This window comes from Microcystis sp. LE19-84.1B (assembly GCF_027531875.1).
GTDB lineage: Bacteria > Cyanobacteriota > Cyanobacteriia > Cyanobacteriales > Microcystaceae > Microcystis > Microcystis panniformis.
The window spans coordinates 1-23199 of the sequence record NZ_JAPZSR010000180.1; the positions used below are offsets into that span (position 1 = coordinate 1).

18 protein-coding genes and 1 tRNA gene are annotated in these 23199 nt (G+C 44.8%); 9 read left to right on the forward strand and 10 right to left on the reverse strand.

Annotated features, from left to right (window positions below):
- Both O9324_RS10820 and glmM read right to left on the reverse strand, forming a co-directional pair.
- Nucleotides 1-916 (reverse strand): RRXRR domain-containing protein (locus O9324_RS10820; protein WP_288140182.1); only part of this gene is annotated, 916 nt, incomplete at its 3' end.
- A gap of 272 nt (nt 917-1188) precedes the next feature.
- Nucleotides 1189-2628, reverse strand: a complete 1440-nt coding sequence (gene glmM, locus O9324_RS10825) for a phosphoglucosamine mutase (RefSeq protein WP_147073234.1) — start codon at nt 2626-2628, stop codon at nt 1189-1191.
- A gap of 279 nt (nt 2629-2907) precedes the next feature.
- Between glmM and O9324_RS10830 the strand changes: the two genes are divergently transcribed.
- From O9324_RS10830 to pyrC, 3 genes are all read left to right on the forward strand, one after another.
- Nucleotides 2908-3849 carry a glycosyltransferase family 2 protein gene (locus tag O9324_RS10830; protein WP_288140183.1) on the forward strand — a complete coding sequence of 314 codons (942 nt, stop codon included), beginning with the start codon at nt 2908-2910 and terminating at the stop codon, nt 3847-3849.
- A gap of 289 nt (nt 3850-4138) precedes the next feature.
- Nucleotides 4139-5548: a GumC domain-containing protein gene (locus O9324_RS10835; protein WP_288140184.1), complete on the forward strand. Its 1410-nt coding sequence runs from the start codon at nt 4139-4141 to the stop codon at nt 5546-5548.
- Between the two features lie 431 nt (nt 5549-5979).
- Nucleotides 5980-7014, forward strand: a complete 1035-nt coding sequence (pyrC, locus tag O9324_RS10840; RefSeq protein ID WP_288140185.1) for a dihydroorotase — start codon at nt 5980-5982, stop codon at nt 7012-7014.
- Between the two features lie 43 nt (nt 7015-7057).
- Here the strand turns inward: pyrC and O9324_RS10845 are convergent, their stop codons facing one another.
- The 3 genes from O9324_RS10845 to O9324_RS10855 form a co-directional block, all read right to left on the reverse strand.
- A complete protein-coding gene (locus tag O9324_RS10845; protein WP_288140195.1) occupies nt 7058-9790 on the reverse strand; it encodes a cation-transporting P-type ATPase in 2733 nt (910 codons plus the stop codon).
- A 142-nt stretch (nt 9791-9932) separates the two neighbouring features.
- Nucleotides 9933-11228, reverse strand: coding sequence for a Glu/Leu/Phe/Val family dehydrogenase (locus tag O9324_RS10850; RefSeq protein WP_288140186.1), 1296 nt, complete (start codon nt 11226-11228; stop codon nt 9933-9935).
- Nucleotides 11229-11517: 289 nt separating this feature from the next.
- Nucleotides 11518-11679: a CAB/ELIP/HLIP family chlorophyll-binding protein gene (locus O9324_RS10855; protein ID WP_487353236.1), complete on the reverse strand. Its 162-nt coding sequence runs from the start codon at nt 11677-11679 to the stop codon at nt 11518-11520.
- Nucleotides 11680-11937: 258 nt separating this feature from the next.
- Between O9324_RS10855 and O9324_RS10860 the strand changes: the two genes are divergently transcribed.
- Both O9324_RS10860 and O9324_RS10865 read left to right on the forward strand, forming a co-directional pair.
- Nucleotides 11938-13500, forward strand: a complete 1563-nt coding sequence (locus O9324_RS10860; RefSeq protein ID WP_002762021.1) for a B12-binding domain-containing radical SAM protein — start codon at nt 11938-11940, stop codon at nt 13498-13500.
- Nucleotides 13501-13760: 260 nt separating this feature from the next.
- Complete coding sequence (locus O9324_RS10865) at nt 13761-14840, forward strand: AOC03_06830 family ribosome hibernation factor (RefSeq protein ID WP_288140187.1); 1080 nt, start codon at nt 13761-13763, stop codon at nt 14838-14840.
- 2 nt (nt 14841-14842) lie between these two features.
- Here O9324_RS10865 and O9324_RS10870 read toward each other — a convergent pair whose 3' ends face one another.
- Nucleotides 14843-15286: a molybdenum cofactor biosynthesis protein MoaE gene (locus O9324_RS10870; RefSeq protein WP_004163195.1), complete on the reverse strand. Its 444-nt coding sequence runs from the start codon at nt 15284-15286 to the stop codon at nt 14843-14845.
- A gap of 425 nt (nt 15287-15711) precedes the next feature.
- Here O9324_RS10870 and rdgB point away from each other — a divergent pair, with 425 nt between their 5' ends.
- A complete protein-coding gene (rdgB, locus tag O9324_RS10875; protein WP_288140188.1) occupies nt 15712-16305 on the forward strand; it encodes an RdgB/HAM1 family non-canonical purine NTP pyrophosphatase in 594 nt (197 codons plus the stop codon).
- On the opposite strand, the gene lipA is transcribed toward rdgB, so the two are convergent.
- The gene (lipA, locus tag O9324_RS10880; RefSeq protein WP_502846580.1) at nt 16268-17173 is read right to left on the reverse strand and encodes a lipoyl synthase; all 906 of its coding nucleotides are present in this window, start codon (nt 17171-17173) and stop codon (nt 16268-16270) included. The genes rdgB and lipA overlap by 38 nt on opposite strands.
- A gap of 71 nt (nt 17174-17244) precedes the next feature.
- On the opposite strand from lipA, the gene O9324_RS10885 reads away from it, so the two are divergent.
- Together O9324_RS10885 and O9324_RS10890 are read left to right on the forward strand one after the other, a co-directional pair.
- Nucleotides 17245-17318: transfer RNA gene (locus O9324_RS10885), tRNA-Pro, on the forward strand.
- A 208-nt stretch (nt 17319-17526) separates the two neighbouring features.
- Complete coding sequence (locus tag O9324_RS10890) at nt 17527-20541, forward strand: type ISP restriction/modification enzyme (RefSeq protein ID WP_288140190.1); 3015 nt, start codon at nt 17527-17529, stop codon at nt 20539-20541.
- A 150-nt stretch (nt 20542-20691) separates the two neighbouring features.
- On the opposite strand, the gene O9324_RS10895 is transcribed toward O9324_RS10890, so the two are convergent.
- The gene (locus O9324_RS10895; protein ID WP_288140191.1) at nt 20692-21105 is read right to left on the reverse strand and encodes a helix-turn-helix domain-containing protein; all 414 of its coding nucleotides are present in this window, start codon (nt 21103-21105) and stop codon (nt 20692-20694) included.
- A 154-nt stretch (nt 21106-21259) separates the two neighbouring features.
- Here O9324_RS10895 and O9324_RS10900 point away from each other — a divergent pair, with 154 nt between their 5' ends.
- Nucleotides 21260-21553: a hypothetical protein gene (locus O9324_RS10900; protein WP_002760270.1), complete on the forward strand. Its 294-nt coding sequence runs from the start codon at nt 21260-21262 to the stop codon at nt 21551-21553.
- On the opposite strand, the gene hrcA is transcribed toward O9324_RS10900, so the two are convergent.
- Both hrcA and O9324_RS10910 read right to left on the reverse strand, forming a co-directional pair.
- Nucleotides 21540-22616, reverse strand: coding sequence for a heat-inducible transcriptional repressor HrcA (hrcA, locus tag O9324_RS10905; RefSeq protein ID WP_002765744.1), 1077 nt, complete (start codon nt 22614-22616; stop codon nt 21540-21542). The two genes, O9324_RS10900 and hrcA, sit on opposite strands and share 14 nt — an antisense overlap.
- A gap of 158 nt (nt 22617-22774) precedes the next feature.
- On the reverse strand, nt 22775-23113 hold the full coding sequence (locus tag O9324_RS10910) for a rhodanese-like domain-containing protein (RefSeq protein WP_002765745.1): 339 nt from the start codon (nt 23111-23113) through the stop codon (nt 22775-22777).
- Nucleotides 23114-23199: the final 86 nt, after the last annotated feature.

Genomic DNA, 23199 nt, shown 5'->3' on the forward strand with positions numbered 1-23199 from the left:
TAGAGCCACCATATTTACGTCGTTTACCACCTTTAGAAAAAACCATCAGGTGAAGTTGACGACGACTAATAGGAGGACGTTTGATGACAGCAAAGGGAGCGTTTGTTACTTTAACAGAACCCTTCCAATCATATCCATGACCATTAGAAGTGTGAAATGGCCAATAATCGAAAAATTGAAAACAGGCAAGAGCAATTCCATCGTTAGCATGACTTTCTGGTGATTGTTCTGCTTTATTTTTGGACTTTTCTAGTCGCAAATATTTTCTGAGATTAGAGGTTTGCCAACCAAAGCGAGTATGGACTGTTGCCAATTGAGACAGTTGCTCAATAGCCCATTTTTGTCCAACCATAACCGACGAAAAACCTTTTCCAGACTTAGCTCCTTTTCTACCGGAATTTAGATCAATATCGGCTTTGATGTACTCAAAGTAAATATCGGTAATTGGATAGATTTTGGTTAGTTCGGAAACGACTCGAAGTTCAAGTTGACGATTAGCTCTGATTGAGGGAGCTAATTTTCCTTGTCTTCTATTTGAGAATCGTTTTTGTCGATGCGCTCTTAGATTAAAAGAAAGTTGGCGGTTAATCCGTCTTCCTCTACGTCCTTTTCGCATTAAGCACCGATTGTCCATCCGCTCTTTTACTCGTTTAAAAGGAAGTTCTAAGTGAGCCTTCCAAAGAGTAAAAAGAGAGGATTGAACGCCAATTCCAGAGAATAATTTCCCGGGGTCAATACCAATAGCAATCGGTTGGGTTTTACTATCGGAAGGTTCATCGATTAGCTGGACATAGAAAATATCTAAGTCGTTGAATTTACCGATAGCTTTTCCTTCCTTAATCCACCGTCTGGCCCGACTGGGTTTAGTGGGCATCAACGGTTTTCCGTCTTTTGAGATAACAGGAACTCTTGCCATGGAGATAATCCTTAAGAGTAAAGTTAAATTCCCTTACCGCAACACAATCAAGATGTCTTGTCTAACAACGCTTTACCAATAAAGCTGAGAGGGAATCCGAACTAGGGAAGAATTCGGAGGTCTGTGCCAGATTGTGTCTCAATGCGGTAGTCTCTACTTGCGTCGCCTAAATTGGTTTAGGCAAGCTCCGTCGCTTTTAGGGCGGGGTTAGTGACAATTATCCCTTGCTAGGCTAGGCTAAGGGCATTATAATCCCTGTCCCCCTCGATCGACTACAAAAGATAGCTTCGCACCGCTGCCACTAGCCTTTCTGTCCAAAAATTGGCTAATTCTAGGGTTTCTGCTTCCACCATCACCCGAATTAAGGGTTCTGTCCCGGAAGCGCGCACCAAAATTCTGCCTTTTTCTGCCATAGCTGTCTCAGCTTTGCGGATTTCTCGCCGCAAAGGTTCACATTGCTGCCAATTACGTCGCACTTCTCTATCTTCCACCCGCACATTGCGTAAAATCTGCGGATAGGTGACAAAGCTATGATCGACTAAGTTAGCCAAGGAAACCGCCGATTTCTGCACTAAAGCCGCTAAATGTAGGGCGGTTTGCATTCCATCCCCAGAAACCCCGTAATGATGGCAGAGGATATGACCGGATTGTTCACCCCCTAGCATGGCTCCAGTTTCCCACATTTGCGCCTGAACGTGCTGATCGCCCACGGCAGTCCGCAAGAATTGACCCCCCAGTTTTTGCCAAGCGCGTTCAAAACCTAAATTAGCCATCACCGTGGCTACTAATAACCCATCGGGTAGCTGTCCGGCTTCTAAGAGGGAACGACCCCAAAAATAGAGGATATAATCGCCATCTACTACTCTACCTTGACTATCCACGGCCAGGACTCGATCGGCATCGCCATCGAAGGCAAACCCTAAATCCGCTTGCTGATTAATCACCGCCGCCTGTAGGCTTTCTAAATGGGTAGAACCACAATTAACGTTAATGCGATCGCCGTCGGCTCGATCGTGTAGGCAGATAACTTCCGCCCCCAAGGTTTGGAATACTAAAGGTGCTAGGTTAACGGCTGCCCCCCAAGCTAGATCTAAAACTATTTTTAATCCCGATAGGTTAATATCCGTCCCGACGGAAGCAATCACAGCTTGATAGTATTTTTGGATTAATTCGGGACAAAAAGTCGCTTTTCCCCAATTTACTGAGTTATCCGCTAATTCTAAATTGCCCCTTAAACCCGCTTCTATCTGTGCGGCTAAAGTGCCAGATAATTTTAAACCGCTGCTGTCAAAAAATTTAATGCCGTTATCTTCGGGAGGATTATGACTGGCAGAAATCATGATCCCCCCCATCGCTTCGCTTTCTCTGGTTAAATAGGCGACGCAGGGAGTGGGACATAATCCCAGTTGCCAGACTTCTATTCCCGCCCAAGTTAAACCCGCAGTGATAGCATTGGCTAACATATCACTGGAATTACGGGAATCTTGACCGATAATTATCGGTTTGGTGACACCAGCCTGATTTTTTAATACCTGTCCCGCCCAAAATCCGATTTGTAGCGCTAGGGGAGCAGTTAATAATTCTCCCACTTGGCCGCGAATTCCGTCCGTGCCAAACAGGGGGGATGGCGGTAATTCGATTAAACCCGTTAAGGATAACAGGGGATGCGATCGATTTTTTTGTCCATTTTGATACGATAGAGACGCTACCATGGCCGATTCCTTTCCTCACACAACACATTCAGAGGATAACATGATCACCGATTTTTTAAAATCAATGTTCCCAGTTGACCTTAATCCTCCTCCCGGAGTTCCTTACATCTGGTGTGGGGAGATGGGGTGGTGGGGTGTGGGGAGTTTTCTCAGTGAACTGATAACTGATAACTGATAACTGACTCCTGAATCCTGAATAAAGATTGTTGATTTTTGCAGGAGGTCTAATCAAGGAACCGAGGTTATTTGGTAAGCTAAAACGGTAATCTTGACCCCCGAATGCCCGTGCTGATCAGTGTTGTCATCCCTACCTACAATCGCCAAGCAATCTTAAAAAAATGTTTACTAGCCCTAGAAAATCAGCGTTTAACCGATAATAAGGTGGAAAACTACGAAATAGTCCTTGTCGATGATGGCTCTACCGATGCGACGATCGCTTGGCTAGAAAGTCACAAAGCAAATTTACCCCATCTGCAACTGTGGCAACAGGATCACGGCGGACCGGCGCTCGCTAGGAATCTGGGGGTAGAAAAAGCTCGTGGTGATACAATTATTTTTATCGATAGCGATCTGGTAGTGACAGAAAATTTTCTGCAAGCCCATGCCGACGCTTTAACCGCCGGGGCAGCCAGTCTCAGCAGCGATCGCTTATTTACCTACGGCAGCGTCATTAATACCTGTAACTTCGAGCATCCCACCAGTGAACCCTATAAAATCACCGATTTCTCCGCCGCCTATTTTGCCACGGGCAACGTGGCGATCGCTAAAAAATGGTTATTAGCAGCGGGATTATTCGACACCCAGTTTCAACTCTATGGTTGGGAAGATTTGGAATTAGGCGTGAGATTGAAGCAATTGGGACTAAAATTAATTAAATGTCCAGAAGCCGTCGGTTATCATTGGCATCCCCCCTTTAATCTCGCTCAAATTCCCAATCTCATCGATAAGGAAATTCAACGGGGACGAATGGGAGTGCTTTTTTATCAAAAACATCCCACCTGGGAAGTGCGGATGATGATTCAAATGACTTGGATTCATCGACTGTTGTGGGGTTTACTTTCCCTAGGAGGAACCCTGAATGAACGCAGCCTCTCCCCGCTGTTACAATGGTTAATCGATCGAGGTAAACCGCAATTAGCCCTAGAAATTGCCCGCATTTTTCTCAATTGGTACAACGTGCGCGGCGTTTATCAAGCTTATCGGGAAATGCAGCTTCAGTGAAATGTCTTGGCGAACACCGATGAAAGCGTTTCTCACAAAGACGAGGTGTCACTAACCCCGCCCTAAAACCAGAGACTTTGTACCTCACCATCGAGATAACTGCCCTAAGGGTGAACATTTGCCGATAAAAAACTGAATATTTGCTTTCTTTTTCTGATAATTGCTGCCACAATCAAAAGCAATCAGCATAAAGAGCGGCGGAAAACACTGACCACATTTGCCCCTTGTGAATTATCCTCTGAGATTGGGCATATTATAAAGTAAATTTTCCTAGAGGAGGAATCCCATAATGAATATCTTCGATATTTTAATCGGTTTTGTCGGTGGAGGTGCGATCGGGGGTGGGGCTTTATATGCCCTGCAAGAGGGAAAAATCAGGGAAGAACGGCAAAAATATCAGAAAATTCGGACGGCTTTAGGTGAAACCGAAGCGGAGTTAAAAGACAGCAAAGGACAGTTAAAACAACTCGCTCTCTCCGAAGAACGGATTCGCAATATCGAAGCCACCTATAGAGAAGAAGTGGCTAAATTGCAAAAAGAGTTAGAAGATAGCCAAGGACGTGTACAAGGGGCAGCCAGCGCCACTGCCGCTCAAGCAGTGGAAGTCGCCGATAAAACCCAAATTCAGCAACTTGAACAGGAATACGAGGCTAAAATCGAGGAATTGCGCCAAAGCTACCAAAGTCAAATACAAGAGATTATAGACGGGAAGCAAGGGGAAATAGAAGCCCTGCGTCAAAGTCAACAGGCGCAGATTCTAGAATTAGAAAAGGGCTATCAGGGGCAAACTCAACAACTAGAACAGAGTTATCAAAGCCAACTGTTAGGACTAGAAAATGCCCGCGAAGCAGTAGTGGATGATCGAACCACTGAAATCGTCGAACCTTGGGATGATTTTCCCGATAGCCCCAGTGCCGAAGAAATAAATCCTTTTGATGGTTTTATCACCGAAGAAACCCTAGTATTGGAACCAGAATTTGCCCCTGAAACGCCCCTAGAAACGCCTGGTTCCGAATCAGAATTCAGCAGTGAGATGAATCCTTTTGATGGTTTTATCACCGAAGAAACCCTAGTATTGGAACCAGAATTTGCCCCCGAAATGCCCCTAGAAACCTCCGTTGACCAGGAGACATTTGACGGTTTAAACAGCCCAGAAGAAACCTTAGTTTCTCCAGAAATGACTGAGAGCGAAGATTTTCCCGTCATGGCAGAACCAGCAATCTCTGACTGGGAGATGTCCGCTGCTGAGATCGAATTTCTCAACAGTTTAACATTAGAGGAAGAAACGAGAACTATCGGTAGCCTAGAAGAATTATCGGGTAATTACGGTCAGATTCAAGAAACCGTTAGCAGTGACACCAGTTTCTCTGATTTATTAGCCACCGATGCCGAAAAATTCGCTGATAACCAAAATTTTCTAGATGACTTATTTGCTGATACCGATGACAGCAATAACCCCGAATTATTCGATTATTTTGCGGAAGAAACCCCCACAGTTGCATCTAACCGCCAAAATGTTGCTTCTGTTGCGAGTGACCAAGAAGAACTAGATTTCTTCAGTATGTTGGATAATGAAGAAATGGCTAATCTAGAATCCTTACCTTCTGACGAAGAACTGCCCCTTGATGATCTATTTAGCGATGATTTATTCTCGGATGGGGACAATAGCAAAACCACGAGGCTAGAATCTCATCAGTAGGCAGATTGCCCGCCATCAAGGCAGAAGACAGAATTTCTTCCCCACCCGATTTCTGGCTTCTGACTTTCTTAACTGCGCCACCAGATGGGAGTTTTCCCCCTGTCCCCCTAGGGCTGATTCATTCTCCGAATCTAATTCTTTTTTTGCTACCTTTAATCGCTTATGAGGTAAGCAAAGCACGACGTTTTTAAAAATTTTCAGCTATGTATTTCCGAGAAATCGACTTAAAACGTTGCCAGATAAGGATTTGAGAGAATGACATTTCAGAGAATGAAACGACCCTACCCCTTGCCCCCCCGACATCGGCGGGGCAAGGGAAGGTGTTGCCTCTTGCCTGTTGCCTCTTGCCTCATCTCAACAAGCAATTTAAATACGCGGGCAGCTTATGGTGTTGGGTGAGTTGGGAACCCTAACCGTAGTATGATTGAACAATGCGAAGACTCACAATAACTCGACCCGACGACTGGCACCTTCATCTCCGCGATGGTGAGGCAATGAAAGCGGTTCTCCCCCATACGGTGCGTCAGTTTGCCCGTGCCATTATCATGCCGAATTTAAAGCCCCCAGTGCGCTCAGTGGCTGATGCTGCCTCCTATCGCGATCGCATTCTGGCAGCAGTTCCAGAGGGTCAACAGTTCGAGCCATTGATGACCCTCTATCTCACCGATAATACCAGTCCCGAAGAAATCATGGCGGCGAAAGCCTCCCAGTTTGTCAAAGCGGTGAAATACTACCCAGCCGGTGCCACAACTAATTCCGACTTGGGGGTGACGGATCTTCGTAGGTGCAATGGGGTTTTTGCGGCCATGGAGCAGCTGGATATGCCGCTACTACTGCACGGAGAAGTTACCGATGGTGATATTGATGTGTTCGATCGAGAGAAAGTGTTCATTGAGAAACAATTAATCCCACTGATAACAAGATTTCCGAAACTGCGGGTCGTATTTGAACACATTACCACTGCCGATGCGGTCAAGTTTGTTCTATCTGCTAACAACAATGTCGCCGCCACAATTACGCCCCAACATTTATTGTTTAGCCGAAACATTCTCTTTACCGGTGGCATTCGTCCTCATTTTTATTGCCTGCCGATTTTGAAACGAGAGGATCATCGTTTGGCACTTTTGCAAGCGGCCACATCGGGCAATCCCAAGTTTTTCCTAGGGACCGATAGTGCGCCCCATTCTCGCTACAGCAAAGAAAGTTCCTGTGGCTGCGCGGGTTGTTATTCGGCTCTGCACGCCCTAGAGTTGTACGCAGAAGCTTTTGAGAGCGTTGATGCAATTGAGCAACTGGAAGGATTCGCCAGCTTCCACGGGCCAGATTTTTATCAACTCCCCCGGAATACGGAACAAATCACCTTAACCAAAACCCCTTGGCGCATTCCCGATGAATTGCCATTTCCCGAATCCGGACTGGTGCCGTTACGAGCGGGTGAAGAGATAAGCTGGCAATTAGGGGAATAAAAACCGCCAGTCTTGGTAGTTGCGGTTAAGAATTGACGATTAGTTATTTCCCGAGACAATGAGGAGGATCGATGCGGTTGGCAAAAATTGCCCAAAGTACCATGAGCGGCATCGGCAACAAACAGATTAGCCATTGATAACCGGTTAGGGTCGCCGTTGCAAACAGACTGTTCATCACCCCCCATTGACTAAACAAAATTTGTAGGGCAACAGCAGCCACAATCCCCAAAATTAGGATTGGTGCATTAGTAATCGAGGTTGACTGACGACGCAGGTAGTCCACTAGGCTCATCCCTAATTGGCTGATACTGAGCAGATAGATAACCCGTGCTGCCACAAGGGATTGAATTGCCATTGTGCGGGCAACGGCAATATCTCCTGTGGTCGATTTAGCCCACTCAAACATACCAAAAATTAGAATCCAGTTAAACAATGAAACAGCCAAAATTCGGCGCAATAGTTTTTTGGTGATCAAAGGTTCATTGGGATTGCGTGGTGGTGACTGCATAATGCGGTCGGATTTTGCTTCAAAGGCCAGGGGAACAGTCATCGTGACCGAGTTGATCATGTTCAACCAGAGTACTTGTAGGGAGAGGATCGGTAAATCTCGTGCTAGTAAAGTACTGATCAGAATCGTCATCGATTCGCCACCATTGACAGGTAAGAGAAAAGATATTGCTTTGCGTAAATTTTGATAAACGGTGCGTCCTTCTTCGACAGCGGCCTTGATCGAGGCAAAGTTATCATCAGTGAGGAGCATATCAGCAGATTCCCTGGCGACTTCCGTTCCTCCTTTCCCCATGGCAATGCCGATATCCGCCTGCTTGAGAGCCGGCGCATCATTAACACCATCGCCCGTCATCGCCACGATTTCTCCTTGAGACTGAAGTACTTCCACCAGTTGCAGTTTTTGGGTAGGGGCAACCCTAGCAAATACCGATCCATCGACCACCGCTTGGGCCAGTTGATGATTATCCATTTGCGCTAATTGTTTTCCCTCAAATGCTAAGACTTGTGTTGCCGTTTTAATGCCCATCCGTTCCGCAATCGCCCGCGCCGTGACAAGATGATCACCGGTAATCATCTTGACCCGAATCCCGGCAGTTTGACAGGCGTGAACGGCAGCGATCGCCTCTGGACGAGGCGGGTCAATCATGCCCTGTAATCCCAGAAACACCAAGCCTGTTTCGATATCCTCATGGTCGATAGAATGCTGATGGGTCGCGGCTGCTTTTTTGGCGAAGGCAAGCACCCGTAAACCCTGCCCTGCCATCGTTTCCACCGCTTGCTCGATCTGTTCGACGTTCAGCGCGGTCATCTGACCATAGCGATCGATCATCTGGGAACAACGACGCATCAGGGACTCAACCGATCCCTTGACATAGATCAGACGAGGCATCCCATCATGCAGGGTTGCCATGTATTGGTACTCAGATTCAAAGGGAATTGCATCCAATCGTGGGGTTAAAGACAATAGCCCCAATTGACTGAGACCTGCTTTGGCAGCGGCCGCAATCAGCGCCCCTTCCGTAGGATCCCCCACCACTGACCAATCTTCTCCCGTTTGTTTTAGCTGGGAATCATTACAAAGCAAACCAGCCACCAGACAATCCCCTAGGGCCGGGGGCAATTCGTCCGGGTATGGGCTGCCCGGGTTGCCATCGGTAATCAGACTAATTTCGCCCTTGGGACTATAGCCACCACCACTAACGGCGTAATATTGCCCCTCGGTATAAATGGACTGTACAGTCATTTGATTTTCGGTCAGGGTTCCAGTTTTGTCGGAACAAATGACGGTCGCACTCCCCAATGCTTCCACTGCGGGCAGTTTACGAATAATCGCATGACGACGGGCCATGCGGTTGACCCCAATGGCCAAGGTAATCGTTACCACTGCCGGCAGCCCTTCCGGAATCGCACTCACTGCGAGGGCAACGGCAGCTTCAAACATATCGATCCAAGATTTCCCCCGTCCTAACCCGATGGTAAAGGTCAAGGTTGCTAGGGTCAAAATTGTGTAGAGTAGGGTGCGGCTAAATTGGGCAAATTTACGGGTCAGGGGTGTGCTAAGGCTGACTCGGCTTTCCATCGACTGGGAAATCTGCCCCACTTCGGTGGCATTGGCCGTGGACACAACGATCCCTTTGCCCTGTCCAAAGGTAACAAAACTCCCTGCGTAGGCCATGTTTGTCCTTTCTGCTAGGGGCGTATCCCCGGGTAAGGGTTCGCTCGCTTTTGACCCGGGCAAGGATTCCCCAGTCAAGGCAGACTCATCCACCTGCAAATTGCGGACTTTCAGCAGCCTCAAGTCCGCTGGTACTTTATCCCCCGATGCCAATAAAACGATATCTCCCGGCACCAAATCCTGAGATGGAATCCGGAGGGTTTGTCCCTCTCGCAACACCGTCGCTTCTGTGGTTACGGCCTTGGCCAGGGAAGCAATCGCCCCTTCCGCCTTAGCTTCCTGCACATAGCCGATAATGGCATTGATCAGGGTAACTCCCCAAATCACTGAGGCATTCGTCCAAGACCCTAAAAATGCCTTAATAGTACCCGCCAGCAAGAGGATATAGAGTAGCGGCTGATGAAATTGCTGCAAAAATCTCAACCAAGCTGGTTTCCCCGGCTTAAATCGCAGTTCATTCGGGCCATATTTTTCGTAGCGACTGGCCACTTCTTCTGCTGATAAGCCCGTTGACCCATCGCTGGTCAAGTATTCAATCACCTCTGGTTGAGAAAGTTGATGATACAACGGCAACGATAATTGAACTGGCATCATGCTCGACCATATTTAGGGTTTGCGGCAAAAAGTTTTTCCTGGGGACAGGGTATGGGGAAGTGGGGAAGCTGTCTCATCACCCTATCACCCCAAAACCCTATCACCCTATTTATTTCCTGACTCCTGACTGCTGCCGACCTTAAGCTCTCGTCTTATTTTGGTAATAGTCGCGGGTTCCCTTGGCATCTAGGGCTTCACCGAGACGATCAATAGCGTGGGCGTAGGCGGCGTTACGCAGAGACGTATCGAACTCCTGGGCGAAAGACCAGACTTTTTCCGCTTCTGTCACCATTCTTTCTTTTAAGCGCTCATTTATCTCGTTTAATCGCCAATAAAGACCGCTGCGATTTTGCACCCATTCAAAATAACTCACCGTTACCCCACCTGCGTTAACCAGAATATCGGGGAAAACGAGAATCCCTTTTGAGTCTAAAATGCGATCGGCTTCTGAGGTAGTGGGACCATTGGCCACTTCAAAGATATATTTCGCCCGCACGCGATCGGCATTTTCGGCGGTAATTTGGTTTTCTAGGGCTGCTGGAATCAAAACATCCACATCTAGGGCTAATAATTCTTCATTACTAATCCCATCGTGTTCCACGATATGACAGACGGTATCCTGACAGTAAATAGCAGTAATCTCGCGGTGTTCCTGTTTATACTGACGAATGCTGGCAATATCTAGTCCTTTTTCCCGATAAATGCCGCCCTGGGAATCACTTACCGCCACCACTTGATAACCGGCTTTGGCGAGGAGATCCGCCACTATGGCCCCGGCGTTACCGAATCCCTGAACGGCTACGGTAGTATTAGCGGGTTTTTTGTCTAATTTCGGCAAAAGAGAATGAATAACATGAAAAGCTCCTGTTCCCGTCGCCGTATCGCGACCGCGACTGCCTCCCATGGTTAAAGGTTTCCCCGTCACCACCGCTGGACTAATTTTACGCTGAATGATGCTGTACTGGTCCATCATCCAACCCATGATCATCTCGTTGGTATAGACATCGGGGGCAAGAATATCGACATCGGGACCAATAAAGTCGGCTATACCCTCGATATAGCCCCGGCTAAGGCGTTCTAACTCGGCTTTTGACAATTCTTTCGGATTGAGGGTAATGCCGCCCTTAGCCCCACCAAAGGGCAAATCCAGCAGGGCGCATTTAAAGGTCATCCAAAAGGCCAAGGACTGCACCTCATCAATGCTGACGTTGGGATGATAGCGCACCCCTCCTTTGCCGGGGCCGCGGGTGTCATCGTAGCGGACGCGGTAGCCTTGGAAGATTCTCAGAGTGCCGTTGTCCATACGGACGGGTATGGAGACGCTGAGACTAGCTTTGGGATATTTTAACCGCTCGATCGCATCATCGGAAATGGAGACATACTTAAGGGCGCGTTCTAGGCGACTGCTGGCATCGGTAAAGAGTGATTTCGACATGATTTTTTTCCCCCTATCTATCCCCATTAGAACATGAAAAAACAGTATATTTCGCTACAGTTTATTTTTCTTAATTAACCATAGACAGGAATTGCCGACAAGTGTTCTCAAACAAGGTTACTTGAGAGATTTTCCAGTACATCATCTACCCCACACCCCACACCCCACTTCCCTATCACCCCACTCCCCCATCCCCAACCTGCAACTAAAAAAGGGAAAGAGCGATGCTCCTCCCTTTTTTGATAATTTATTCAAGACGATTGTAGATGCACAGCAATCGAGGCTGAAATTACATTAAGCCTAATTGAGCAAGGATACCTTTGTGGGTTAAGTATTCCGTAGCTACGCCAATAACGAAACCGAGCATGGCTAAACGACCATTCCAGTTTTCAGCGAAAGCGGTGAAGCCGAGTTTGTTTTCTTGCTTATCCATGGTGAATTGCCTTCCTATAATAAAATTGCGTTTGATTCAAGTGCTTGATATTAAATGTAACATAACTTCCCAAACTATGCAACATTTGTTTACATAAATTTTATTAATGTTGACCATAAACTTTTATGGGGGCAGGGTCAAGGGTGGGCAATGGCGGCCGAAAATCAAACCTGATCTTAGTTCTAGGGCTAAATAACGGTTTTCCCATCCCTGACCGAAAAAGATTACAATCAAGCGAAAGGTCAAGAATCGATCGCCATCGAGCGAGGAGTGAATATGCGCGCCTTACTGATTTATCCCGTTTTTCCGCCGACTTTCTGGTCTTATAACAAAATTCTGGAATTAGTCGATCGCAAAGTCTTACTTCCTCCCCTGGGTATGGTGACGGTGGCGGCGATTTTACCGCAGCAATGGGAATTTAAACTGGTTGATCGCAATATTCGGGCGGTGACAGAAGCAGAATGGGATTGGGCCGAAATAGTGATTCTTTCCGGCATGATTGTGCAACGTCAAGATTTAATCGAGCAAATTCACGAAGCCAAGCAACGGGGTAAACTGGTGGCCGTGGGTGGTCCCTATCCCACTTCTATCCCCCACGAAGTGGCCGAGGCCGATTTTCTGATTCTCGATGAGGGAGAAATCACCATTCCGATGTTTGTGGAAGCATTGGCAAGAGGAGAAACTAAAGGTGTTTTCCGCACCACAGAAAAACCCGATGTGACAATTACCCCGATCCCACGCTACGATCTGCTCGATTTTGAAGCTTATGATTCCATGTCGGTACAATTCTCGCGCGGATGTCCCTTCCAGTGCGAATTTTGCGATATTATCGTTCTCTACGGTCGTAAACCCCGCACCAAAACCCCCGCACAATTATTAAAAGAATTAGATTATCTCTACGAGTTAGGTTGGCGCCGGGGCGTGTTCATGGTGGATGATAATTTTATTGGCAACAAGCGCAACGTTAAATTACTCCTCAAAGAATTAAAAGTTTGGCAAGAAGAACACCAGTATCCTTTCCGGTTTAACACGGAAGCATCGGTAGATTTAGCCGCCGATCCCGAATTAATGGAAATGATGGTCGATTGTTACTTTGATGCCGTCTTTTTAGGTATTGAAACCCCCGACGAAGAAAGTTTACAATTAACCAAAAAATTCCAAAATACCCGTAGTTCGTTAACCGAGACGGTAGAAAAGATTATTAAAGCCGGATTGCGCCCTATGGCGGGATTTATCATCGGTTTTGATGGCGAGAAAAAAGGAGCGGCCGATCGCATTATTAATTTTGTCGAAGAAGCGGCCATTCCCACGGCTCTATTTGGAATGTTACAAGCTTTACCCAATACCGCCCTATGGACTCGCTTGGAAAAAGAAGGACGACTAAGATTAACGGGGAAACAGGACATTAACCAAAGTACCCTGATGAATTTCGTTCCCACCCGGCCGATCGAAGATATTGCCACGGAATATATTGAAGCCTTCTGGAAATTGTACGATCCGGAGGTATTTCTCGATCGCACCTATCGCTGTTTCCTGAAATTAGGGGCACCTAAAGCGAAACCTGCCTTTAAACTGCCTCGCCGGGCCGATCTCTATGCCCTAGCGGTAATTATCTGGCGACAGGGCTTTAAACGTTCCACTCGCTGGAAATTCTGGCAGAATTTATTCGGTATTTTGCGCCATAATCCCGCCAATGCCGAACACTATATCACTGTCTGCGCCCACAACGAGCATTTCCTGGAATACCGTCAGATTGTTCGGGATGAAATTATGGCACAATTAGCCGAATTTCAACGCCAAGAGGCATTAACAGCGGAAAAAACCGCCATAGCGGCCTAATTATTCCGAGGATGGGTTATTTACCCATCCTGAACATTTTCTGTCCTGATGGTGGACGATCGATAAATCAATAATATTCCTAGTTTTCTGGTTAAAAATTCCCTCAATCTCTGCCAAAGCAATTCAGTATAAATTCTTAATTTTCTAGATATAATTACATTTTTTCCCTAAAATGTTAGCTGGAATACTGAATAAATCGAGAAAATCTGGATAAAGCCAGTATTTTTAGCTCCTTAACCCTATAAATCAAGGGAAAGTCAATGATTACTCGTCAAGAACTTAAGAAACTACAATCCCTAACTCAAATACCCGCCCTTTCGATTCTCTTACCCACCCATCGCACCTCACCGGATAACAAACAAGACCCTATTCTCGTTAAAAATTTGGTCGATGAAGCAAAGCGCCGATTATCGGAAGAATTCTCCAAACGTGAAATCGAACCTTTGTTCGATCGCCTCGATAGTCTAGTAGCTGAAATAGATTATCCTTATACTCTAGATGGATTAGCTCTCTATATTGGTCCGGATATTGCCAAGCTTTATAACCTGCCTTTTTCTGTCCAGGCAAGAGTTGTCATCGATAAAACCTTTGCCACACGGGATTTAGTTTATGGATTACATCGAGAACAACCCTATTGGCTGTTACTATTAAGTCAGGGTTCTACTCGTTTAATCTCAGCTACAGGAGAAACTCTCGAAGAAATTTGCGATCAAAATTTTCCCTTAGAAATGACTGGACCGGGGGCCACCGCACCACTGCCCTTTGATGCCGATACCAGTTATCTAGATGATAGAATCCGGCGATTTTTCCAACAGGTAGATAATGCTCTGGGTGAATACATTGACATTGATGATTCTTCCCCTTTGATTGTGGGTGGAGTGGTTCGTCAAATTTCCTTCTTTCAAGAAGTTTCACAGTACACATCAGCAATTGTTGGCACTTTAACCGGCAATTTTGACAAAACCTCAATGTCGGAATTAATTCCGCAAGTATTGCCGATTATGCATTCAGTGCGTCAGACTCAAAAAACTGAAGCTCTGCAAGCTTTGGACGCGGCAGTCAGCGCTCAAAAAGTTATCTCTACCCTGGGAGAAGTGTGGCGTTTAGCGCAGGAAGGTCGAGGAAAATTGTTATTAGTGGATAAAAATTACCATGTACCCGCAGTTTTAAGCGAAAACGGTGATTTGATACTGGTGGAAAACGTCGGTGGTACGGAGGTAATCGATGATGCAGTGGATGAAATTATCGAAGTGGTATTGGCCAAGGGAGGACGTGTAGCTTTAGTCGATGAAGATTCCTTGAACGATTACCAAAAAATTGCCTTAATTTTGCGTTATTAGACCTAATGGGCCGTTTCACAAGCCCCAATACTAACCCATTGACTAGAACCATCAGACCAGTATTCTTTTTTCCAGATGGGGGCATTATGCTTGAGAGTATCAATAGCATAACGACAGGCTGCGAAAGCTTCCCCCCGATGGGGACAACCCACCGCTACTAAGACGCTAATTTCACCGATTTGTAGCTTACCGGTGCGATGGTGAATGACAACTCGATTGGTATCGGGCCAGGTTTGCCGAATTTGCCCGGCAATTTGCCGGAAAACCTCGATCGCCATGGGTTCGTAGGCCTGATAATCAAGATAAATAACCGGTTTACCGTCGGTTTGCTCCCGTACAGTGCCACTCATTAGTACAATAGCACCATTAGCCCCATCATCGGCTAATTGATATACTTCCTGCAAAGATAAGGGAGCAAAACTGACGCGAAAACTATCTGGTGTCATGGATGAGGTGATGGGGGTTGGGTGTGGGGTGTAGGGTGTGGGAATTAGGAATTAGGAAGTGGGGGGAATAAATAAAATAATCTCCTGACTACTGCCTTCCTTAACAACATAGCTATCGCTTTTTCGGAGTCAAGAGATGTTTCTATTTTTTCATCTTCATAAATATACTCAATCTCAAACCAGCGAGCCGAGTATTTTGGATGTATTTGTACTTCCTTGATATGTTTGTCTTTGAGTCTTTCAGTCAATGGGAATTTTAAGGAACCCATCCTTAACTTTAATCCTGGCAATAATCAGGGGGAAATGTCCGTCCGATCCAAAGCAGTCAGGGAGTTAAAAGTTTTTACTGTAGCTTTAGTGTATAGTGAAATATTCTCAACGTCAAGCCGCCCTAAAAGGCCGGGGTTTCAAACCGATTATTTTCGATGAAAAAATTAATTCTAGCCACGAGTAACCAGGGTAAATTAGCAGAGATAGGCGAATACTTAACTGATATCGACCTAGAATTGCAGTTAAAACCCGATGATTTAGAGATAGAGGAAACAGGGGCGACTTTTACTGAAAATGCTTATTTAAAAGCTGCTCAAATTGCCCTAACATTGGGAGAATGGTCGATCGCTGATGATTCGGGATTGGAAGTAACTGGGTTAGGAAATGCACCGGGGATTTACTCGGCCCGCTACGGTGAAAATGATCGAGAAAGAATCGATCGCCTCGTCAGAGAATTAGGAGATAATCAGGATCGCTCGGCCCGTTTTGTCTGTGTAATTGCGATCGCCCGTCCCGATGGTGAGATTGCCTTGAGCGCCACAGGAATCTGCACGGGAGAAATTTTAACCAGTCCTAGGGGTGAAGGTGGTTTTGGTTACGATCCGATTTTTTATGTTCCCGAATACGCTTTAACCTTTGCGGAAATGTCTCCCGAATTAAAAAGAAAAATTAGCCACCGAGGACGAGCTTTTCAGCAATTACTGCCCCATCTCAAGACTCTCGCGGGTACAAATTCATTAAGGCCCTGACTTGTTCAGCATGATAAGAGCTTCTTGTCAAGGGACTCGCAACAATTTGTAAAAATCCCAGAGATTCCCCATATTCGCGCCAAGCGTGGAACTGTTCGGGGGTGATAAATTCCTGCACACCGAGATGTTTTGGCGATGGTTGCAGATACTGCCCGATGGTGAGAATATCACAATCGACGGCCCGTAAATCGCGCATTACTTGGCGCACTTCCTCGTCGGTTTCCCCCAATCCCACCATAATGCCCGATTTTGTGTAGGTAGCGGGAACAATGGCGCGAGCGCGCTGCAATAATTCTAGAGAACGCTGGTAATCACCCTGGGGACGCACGCGACGATAGAGACGGGGAACAGTTTCGGTATTGTGGTTTAAAACTTCAGGTTTAGCGGCAAGAATTAAAGCTAAAGCCTGCCAATTGCCGCAAAGATCGGGAATCAGCACTTCGATGGTGGTTTTTTGGGAAATGCGGCGAATTTCCTCGATACAACGGACAAATTGACTAGCTCCACCATCGGCCAAATCATCGCGATTGACAGAAGTGATCACTACATGATTAAGATCAAGACGTTGCACGGCTGCCGCTAGTCGCTGGGGTTCCGTGGGGTCTAAAGGTTGCGGTTTTTTCTCAAAATCGATATCACAGTAAGGACAGGCGCGAGTGCAAGCAGGACCCATAATTAAAAAGGTAGCCGTCCCCGCGTGGAAACATTCGCCGATATTGGGACAGGAAGCCTCCTCACAAACGGTATTTAAGCCTAAATCGCGTAAAACCTCCTTAACACTGCCGACTCGTTGCCATTGCGGTGCTTTTACCCGTAACCACTCTGGTTTAACCGTCACGCCTGAACTACTCCGATAATTTTTGCCTATATCTGTAATATCCTAGCAAGTCTCGACCCACTCAAGGCCGAATATGCTATGATGATTTAGCTGAAAATTTTCGGGATGTAGCGCAGCTTGGTAGCGCACTTCGTTCGGGACGAAGGGGCCGCAGGTTCGAATCCTGTCATCCCGATTAAAGACAATCAAGGGGAGAGGCAAAATAGGCTCTCTTGGGTTTGCTGGGTAAAATGTATTCTAGGATATAGTCCTGCTGGTGAGGGAGTGGAAAGAACCACTCCAGACACGAAGGACACAAAGATCGATCGCTCCTATATGGGTTAAACTTATCACACCAAGAATAAGAGAGTCCAAAATCTATTTAATTTACCTCCTCTAAGCCAATGTCTAGATTATTAATCAGCCAGTATCAGACGGAAGTTGAAAAGATTATTCAATATGGCGGCAGTCGCAAGGAAACTTCGATTAGAGTCGCTTTTCAGAATTTATTAAATGACTATTGCAAGGCGCGGGATTTTTTGTTAATTCCGGAGTTGGATTATCGCACTAAGTCGGGAAAAGTTGTCTATCCTGACGGGACGGTTAAGGATGCTTTACGGTTAGATTGGGGATATTGGGAAAGTAAGGATCAATACGATAATTTAGATGAAGAAATTGAGAAAAAGTTAGCGAAAGGCTACCCCAATGACAATATTTTATTTGAAGATTCCCAGACGGCGGTTTTAATTCAAGGAGGAGAGGAAAGACTGCGCGTCTCCATGCGCGATGATGAGGCTTTGGATGGGATTATTAATGCTTTTATTAATTATGTACGTCCAGAGGTTGAGGATTTTCGAGAGGCGATTGATAGTTTTAAGGAAGATTTACCAACAATTTTAGAAGCGTTGCGGGGTTTAATTGCGTTACAGTCGGAGACGAATCGGAATTTTGTGACAGCGCGGGACAATTTTTTAGAGATTTGTCGCAAGTCAATCAATCCAGAAATTAGTCTGGAAGATGTGCGGGAGATGATTATTCAGCATATTCTGACAGAGGATATTTTTATCAATATTTTTAATGAGTCTCAGTTTCACCGGGAAAATAATATCGCCAGGGAATTACAGGGAGTGATTGAAACTTTCTTTACTGGTAATACTAAGCGCAATACTTTAGGGACTATTGAACGTTATTATGCAGTAATTCGGCGGACAGCGGCGAATATTTACAATCACCACGAGAAGCAGAAGTTTCTCAAGGCGATTTATGAGAATTTTTATAAAGCATACAATCCCAAAGCGGCGGACCGGTTGGGAATTGTCTATACACCCAATGAAATTGTCCGTTTTATGATTGAAAGTGTCGATTATTTAGTCCACAAGCATTTTGGTAAGTTGTTGGCGGATCCAGGAGTAGAAATTTTAGATCCGGCGACGGGGACAGGAACTTTTGTGACGGAGTTAATTGAGTATTTACCGAAGGATAAGTTACGGTACAAGTATAAGCATGAGATGCACTGTAATGAGGTGGCAATTCTGCCTTATTATATCGCTAATTTGAATATTGAGTTCACCTACAAGCAGAAGATGGGTGAGTATGAAGAGTTTGAGCATATCTGTTTTGTCGATACCCTGGACCATGCTGCTTTTCATCTCAAGCAGATGGATTTATTTGCCATGTCGGTGGAGAATACCCAACGGATTCAACATCAAAATGACCGCAATATTTCTGTAATTATTGGTAATCCTCCTTATAATGCCAAGCAGCAAAATGCTAATGACAATAATGCAAATCGTAATTATGAAGAAATAGATAAAAGAATCCGAGATACTTATCTAAAAGTGAGTAACTCTCAAAATCAAAATAGAGCTTATGATATGTATGCTCGTTTCTTAAGATGGGCATCTGATAGATTAAATAAAGATGGAGTGATTGCATTGATCACTAACAACTCTTTTATAGACAAAAAAACATTCGATGGGTTTAGGAAAACAGTTTTACAAGAATTTAGTGAAATATGGTTGGTTGATTTGGGAGGAGATGTAAGAAAAAATACTAAAATTTCGGGTACAAAGCATAATGTTTTCGGGATTCAAGCAGGTGTATGCATTAGCTTCTTTGTTAAAAAATCAAGCCATAAAGAAAAAGCAAAAGTTTTCTATTTTAAGATGGCAGATAGTGATTTAGCCAAAGATAAGCTAATATTATTAAATGAAAATAGAATTGACAATTTAAACTTTCAGCATATTCAGCCTAACCATAATCATGATTGGTTGTATGAAAATAATGATTTTGATGAACTTTTACCTTTAATTAACAAAGATACTAAAACTGGCAAAAATGAAAAAGCAATCTTCAGGAACTTTTCGCTAGGGGTTATAACTGCTAGAGATGAGTGGTTGTATGATTTTAACCCTGATTCTTTAAGGTCAAAGCTAGAGTTTTTTTGTCAGTTTTATGCTTCAGAGCAGAAGCGATGGAATGATTCAGGAAAAATTACTTCTATTAAAAACTTTGTAAGTAGAGAAATAAAGTGGAGTGATGAGCTAGAAAATAAGCTTGTTAGAGGAGACGAAATAATTTTTGATCCAGAGAAAATTATTGTTGTTTTAACTCGACCATTTACCCAAAAATATATTTTCTGGAACAAAACAGTTTTACATAGATTACACCAATTAGAGAATCTATTCAAAATTGGTGATTTGGGCAATATAAGTATTTGTGTTACAGCACATAGTCAAGTGCCATTTTGTGTTCAAGCAACAACGTATCCCTTCGATTATGGCTATGGTTCAAGAGATACTACAGGGATTACTATTTATGCTTACGACAAAGAAGGAAACCGCATCGATAATATCACCGATTGGGGATTGCAACAATTCCAAAACCATTACAACGATAAAAACCTCACCAAACTCGATATCTTCCACTACACTTATGCTGTCCTTCACTACCCGGAATATCGCAGTAAATACGAATTAAATCTTAAGCGAGAATTTCCCCGGCTTCCCTTTTATGATAACTTCTCTCAATGGGTAGAATGGGGAAGCAAACTAATGGAATTACATATCAACTATGAAACCGTCGCACCCTACCCACTAACCCGCATCGATACTAATAATAACCTCAAACCAAAAACTAAACTAAAAGCTGACCGAGAAAAAAATTCCATCAACCTCGACGATATCATCTTCCTACAAGATATTCCCAAAATTGCCTGGGAATATAAACTCGGTAATCGTTCGGCCCTAGAATGGATTTTAGATCAATATAAAGAAAAGAAACCCAAAGATCAAACCATCGCCGAAAGATTTAATAACTATCGCTTTGCCGATTATAAAGAAACAGTAATTGACTTACTACAAAGAGTCTGTACTGTCAGCGTCGAAACCATGAAAATAATAGAAGCGATGAGACATTAAAAAGATTGCTTCTGGGAAATCTTATTCTACACCCTGCCTCCAGTAAAAACTTTTTGCCGCAAACCCTAAGTAGGGAGGCACAATTATTTGTAGGATGGGTTAGCGGTAGCGTAACATGAGCAGGCGTTGGGTTTCATGCTTCAACCCAACCTACGTTCTTTCCTCTTCTGATCTGACAACGCCCTTTCTGTCTCTTGTGCGGGTGGGTGTAGAGTTTTTTTTGCGGGTTATTCTCAAGCGTTCGGCTATTCTTGCCACTGTCGCCACACTTAACACTATACCAGTTCTTTCTAGGAATAGTTTTGATAGTTGAGCTAGAGTTGCGTCATTATTTTCCTCAATTAACTCACCGAGGACGAGCATCTGTTCTGGAGTGAGTTTTAAATGACGTCCACATCGATAAGTCTTTGGTCGAACATCTCCCGTTTCTCGATATTGTTTCAAAAGCTTTTGTACAAAACTTAGGGTTACGCAGAATCTTTTCGCTAATTGTCTTTGAGAGATGGGTTCGTTATAGTAACAGTCGAGGATTTTCTGACGGAACTCTACTGGATAGGATTTCATTTTTACTGCGGTTTAGCTATCGATGACATTATACTTCATATTTGTGAGAAAGAAAAATGTTATAGTCGGTTTTCTGGCGCGACGCAAGCGATCGCTAAAGATGTTATTATCTAGGACAGTCAACTGAAAATTCCTGCAACTTTCCTAGCCACCGATGAGAGCGATCGCTAAAGATGATATTCTTTATATTCACCATGAGGATGTACCGGTTTATAAAAAAGGCGGTTCAGTGGTGAGAAATAGTTATTTTTGGGCGCTAAAATCGATCGCCTGTGGAGCGCGTCGGGGACAGGATTGGGAGTTCGATGCGGAGGTGTGGGTGGCACTGGTGCGGATGTTGCTCTGTTTTGCCAATTCTGGCTATTTGGGGGATGGTGAGACAATTTTAGAGTTTACTGTCGATTGTCCTATTCCCGAACCTTTGCGGGGGATATCTACTTACTTATAGCCTCGCTGAGATAGTTAGCGGTGGATTCCACTAGGGGAATAGTATTTTCGTATAACATTCGCGTCGGTCCGATAATGCCAACACTACCGACGGGAGTATCTCCCTGTTTATAAAAAGCGGAGATAAGAGTACAAGGGCGCATGGATTCCAGAGGATTTTCGGAACCAATGGTGATTTTGACTTTTTTAGCTGATTTTTCCGGTTCTGGTCTTTGTAAAATCAGGGGTAAAAGGCGATCCTGTTCTGCTTCCAATAGATGTAGCAACATTTGTACTTGTTGCCATTGGGCGAATTCTGGCTGTCGAATGACTTCAGCGACACCATGGACGATAATCTCTGGGGTGGCAGTGGATTGGAGACTAGCGCTGATTTCTTGGCTTAATTGTCGGAGAAAATGGGTATAACGGGCAAATTCTCGCTCGATTTGCTGCCAATCGAGGTTAATTAAATCTGCCAAGCAATAACCTTTTAATTTTTCCCCCAGAAAATTAGAGAGGATTTGTAATTCTTCTGCTAATCCATTCTCCTTGTCCGTTGCCATGGACTCAGGAATCTCTATCATAACCGAGCGTGTTTGTAAACTATCTGTAACAATAATTAACATTATCTGCTTGGCTGAGACGGGGATTAATTGCAGATGACGCAGGGTATTAGTGAGGGTGTGGGGGAGGGTAACGATAGCGATATAACCGCTTAAACCGGCTAAAAATTGGGTGGCCCGTTGCAGCAGACTTTCGAGACTCCAAGCGGGAGATTTAGCGTTTTGATGCAGATAATAGCCGATTTTTTCGCCGATACGGTCATCGGGAGTCATTAATTCATCGACATAGAGACGATAACCCCAATCGGAGGGAATGCGTCCGGAGGAAGTGTGGGGTTGATAGAGTAAACCTTCTTTTTCCAGTTTACCGAGAGCATTGCGAATCGTGGCGGAACTAACCGTAAATTTGTACTCCTCTAGCAGAGTTTTCGAGCCAACTGGTTCGGCCGTGGCGATATAATGTTGAATTGTCGCCTTTAAGATATGTTGATAGCGATCGCTGAGATGGGTTCTAGCGGACATAGGGGAATAATCTTAAGATAAAGATTTATAAGATTTTTTTAGACAGTATAACGCTTAATCAGTTATCAGTTATCAGTTATCAGTTATCAGTAGTCAGTCCTCCGTGGGGAGAAAAGGGATAGTTTGCCCCTCTCTTTTCCCGATGGGGGCTATAAAAATTAGTAACGGGGAATATTAGGATCGACGAGGAGGGAATAAGCGTCGATGCCACCGTTAATATTTTTAACATTAGTAAAACCCTGACTTTGTAGCCATTGGCACATCTGTAGGGATCTCATGCCATGGTGACAGATAACGAGGGTTTCCGCTTGGGGGTTGAATTGGGTGGCAATAGTGGGCGACCATTCTTGGTATTGACTCAAGGGTAAAATGGTAAAATTAGCCACAGATGCCATGGCAACTTCCTCCGGTTCGCGCACATCAATAAGTTGTAAATTAGGATCATGATCGGCTAAACGGAGAGCGAGTTCATGGACGCTAATTTCGGTAATGCTCATAGATTTGGTCTTAAGAATCGGTTATCTTTCCTTTAGAGTAGCAAATCGAGGGACCCTGAGCGTTTATCTGTGAACAGTGCCTAAGT

Bases quoted from the DNA above. Each gene is read 5' to 3' on its own strand.
- O9324_RS10870 (WP_004163195.1), bottom strand. From the start codon at position 15,286: ATGACACCAGATAGTTTTCGCGTCAGTTTTGCTCCCTTATCTTTGCAG.
- O9324_RS10900 (WP_002760270.1), top strand. From the start codon at position 21,260: ATGAGAGCGATCGCTAAAGATGATATTCTTTATATTCACCATGAGGAT.
- O9324_RS10890 (WP_288140190.1), top strand. From the start codon at position 17,527: ATGTCTAGATTATTAATCAGCCAGTATCAGACGGAAGTTGAAAAGATT.
- O9324_RS10830 (WP_288140183.1), top strand. From the start codon at position 2,908: ATGCCCGTGCTGATCAGTGTTGTCATCCCTACCTACAATCGCCAAGCA.
- O9324_RS10865 (WP_288140187.1), top strand. From the start codon at position 13,761: ATGATTACTCGTCAAGAACTTAAGAAACTACAATCCCTAACTCAAATA.
- rdgB (WP_288140188.1), top strand. From the start codon at position 15,712: ATGAAAAAATTAATTCTAGCCACGAGTAACCAGGGTAAATTAGCAGAG.
- O9324_RS10850 (WP_288140186.1), bottom strand. From the start codon at position 11,228: ATGTCGAAATCACTCTTTACCGATGCCAGCAGTCGCCTAGAACGCGCC.
- O9324_RS10910 (WP_002765745.1), bottom strand. From the start codon at position 23,113: ATGAGCATTACCGAAATTAGCGTCCATGAACTCGCTCTCCGTTTAGCC.
- glmM (WP_147073234.1), bottom strand. From the start codon at position 2,628: ATGGTAGCGTCTCTATCGTATCAAAATGGACAAAAAAATCGATCGCAT.
- pyrC (WP_288140185.1), top strand. From the start codon at position 5,980: ATGCGAAGACTCACAATAACTCGACCCGACGACTGGCACCTTCATCTC.
- O9324_RS10860 (WP_002762021.1), top strand. From the start codon at position 11,938: ATGCGCGCCTTACTGATTTATCCCGTTTTTCCGCCGACTTTCTGGTCT.
- O9324_RS10895 (WP_288140191.1), bottom strand. From the start codon at position 21,105: ATGAAATCCTATCCAGTAGAGTTCCGTCAGAAAATCCTCGACTGTTAC.
- O9324_RS10845 (WP_288140195.1), bottom strand. From the start codon at position 9,790: ATGCCAGTTCAATTATCGTTGCCGTTGTATCATCAACTTTCTCAACCA.
- hrcA (WP_002765744.1), bottom strand. From the start codon at position 22,616: ATGTCCGCTAGAACCCATCTCAGCGATCGCTATCAACATATCTTAAAG.
- O9324_RS10835 (WP_288140184.1), top strand. From the start codon at position 4,139: ATGAATATCTTCGATATTTTAATCGGTTTTGTCGGTGGAGGTGCGATC.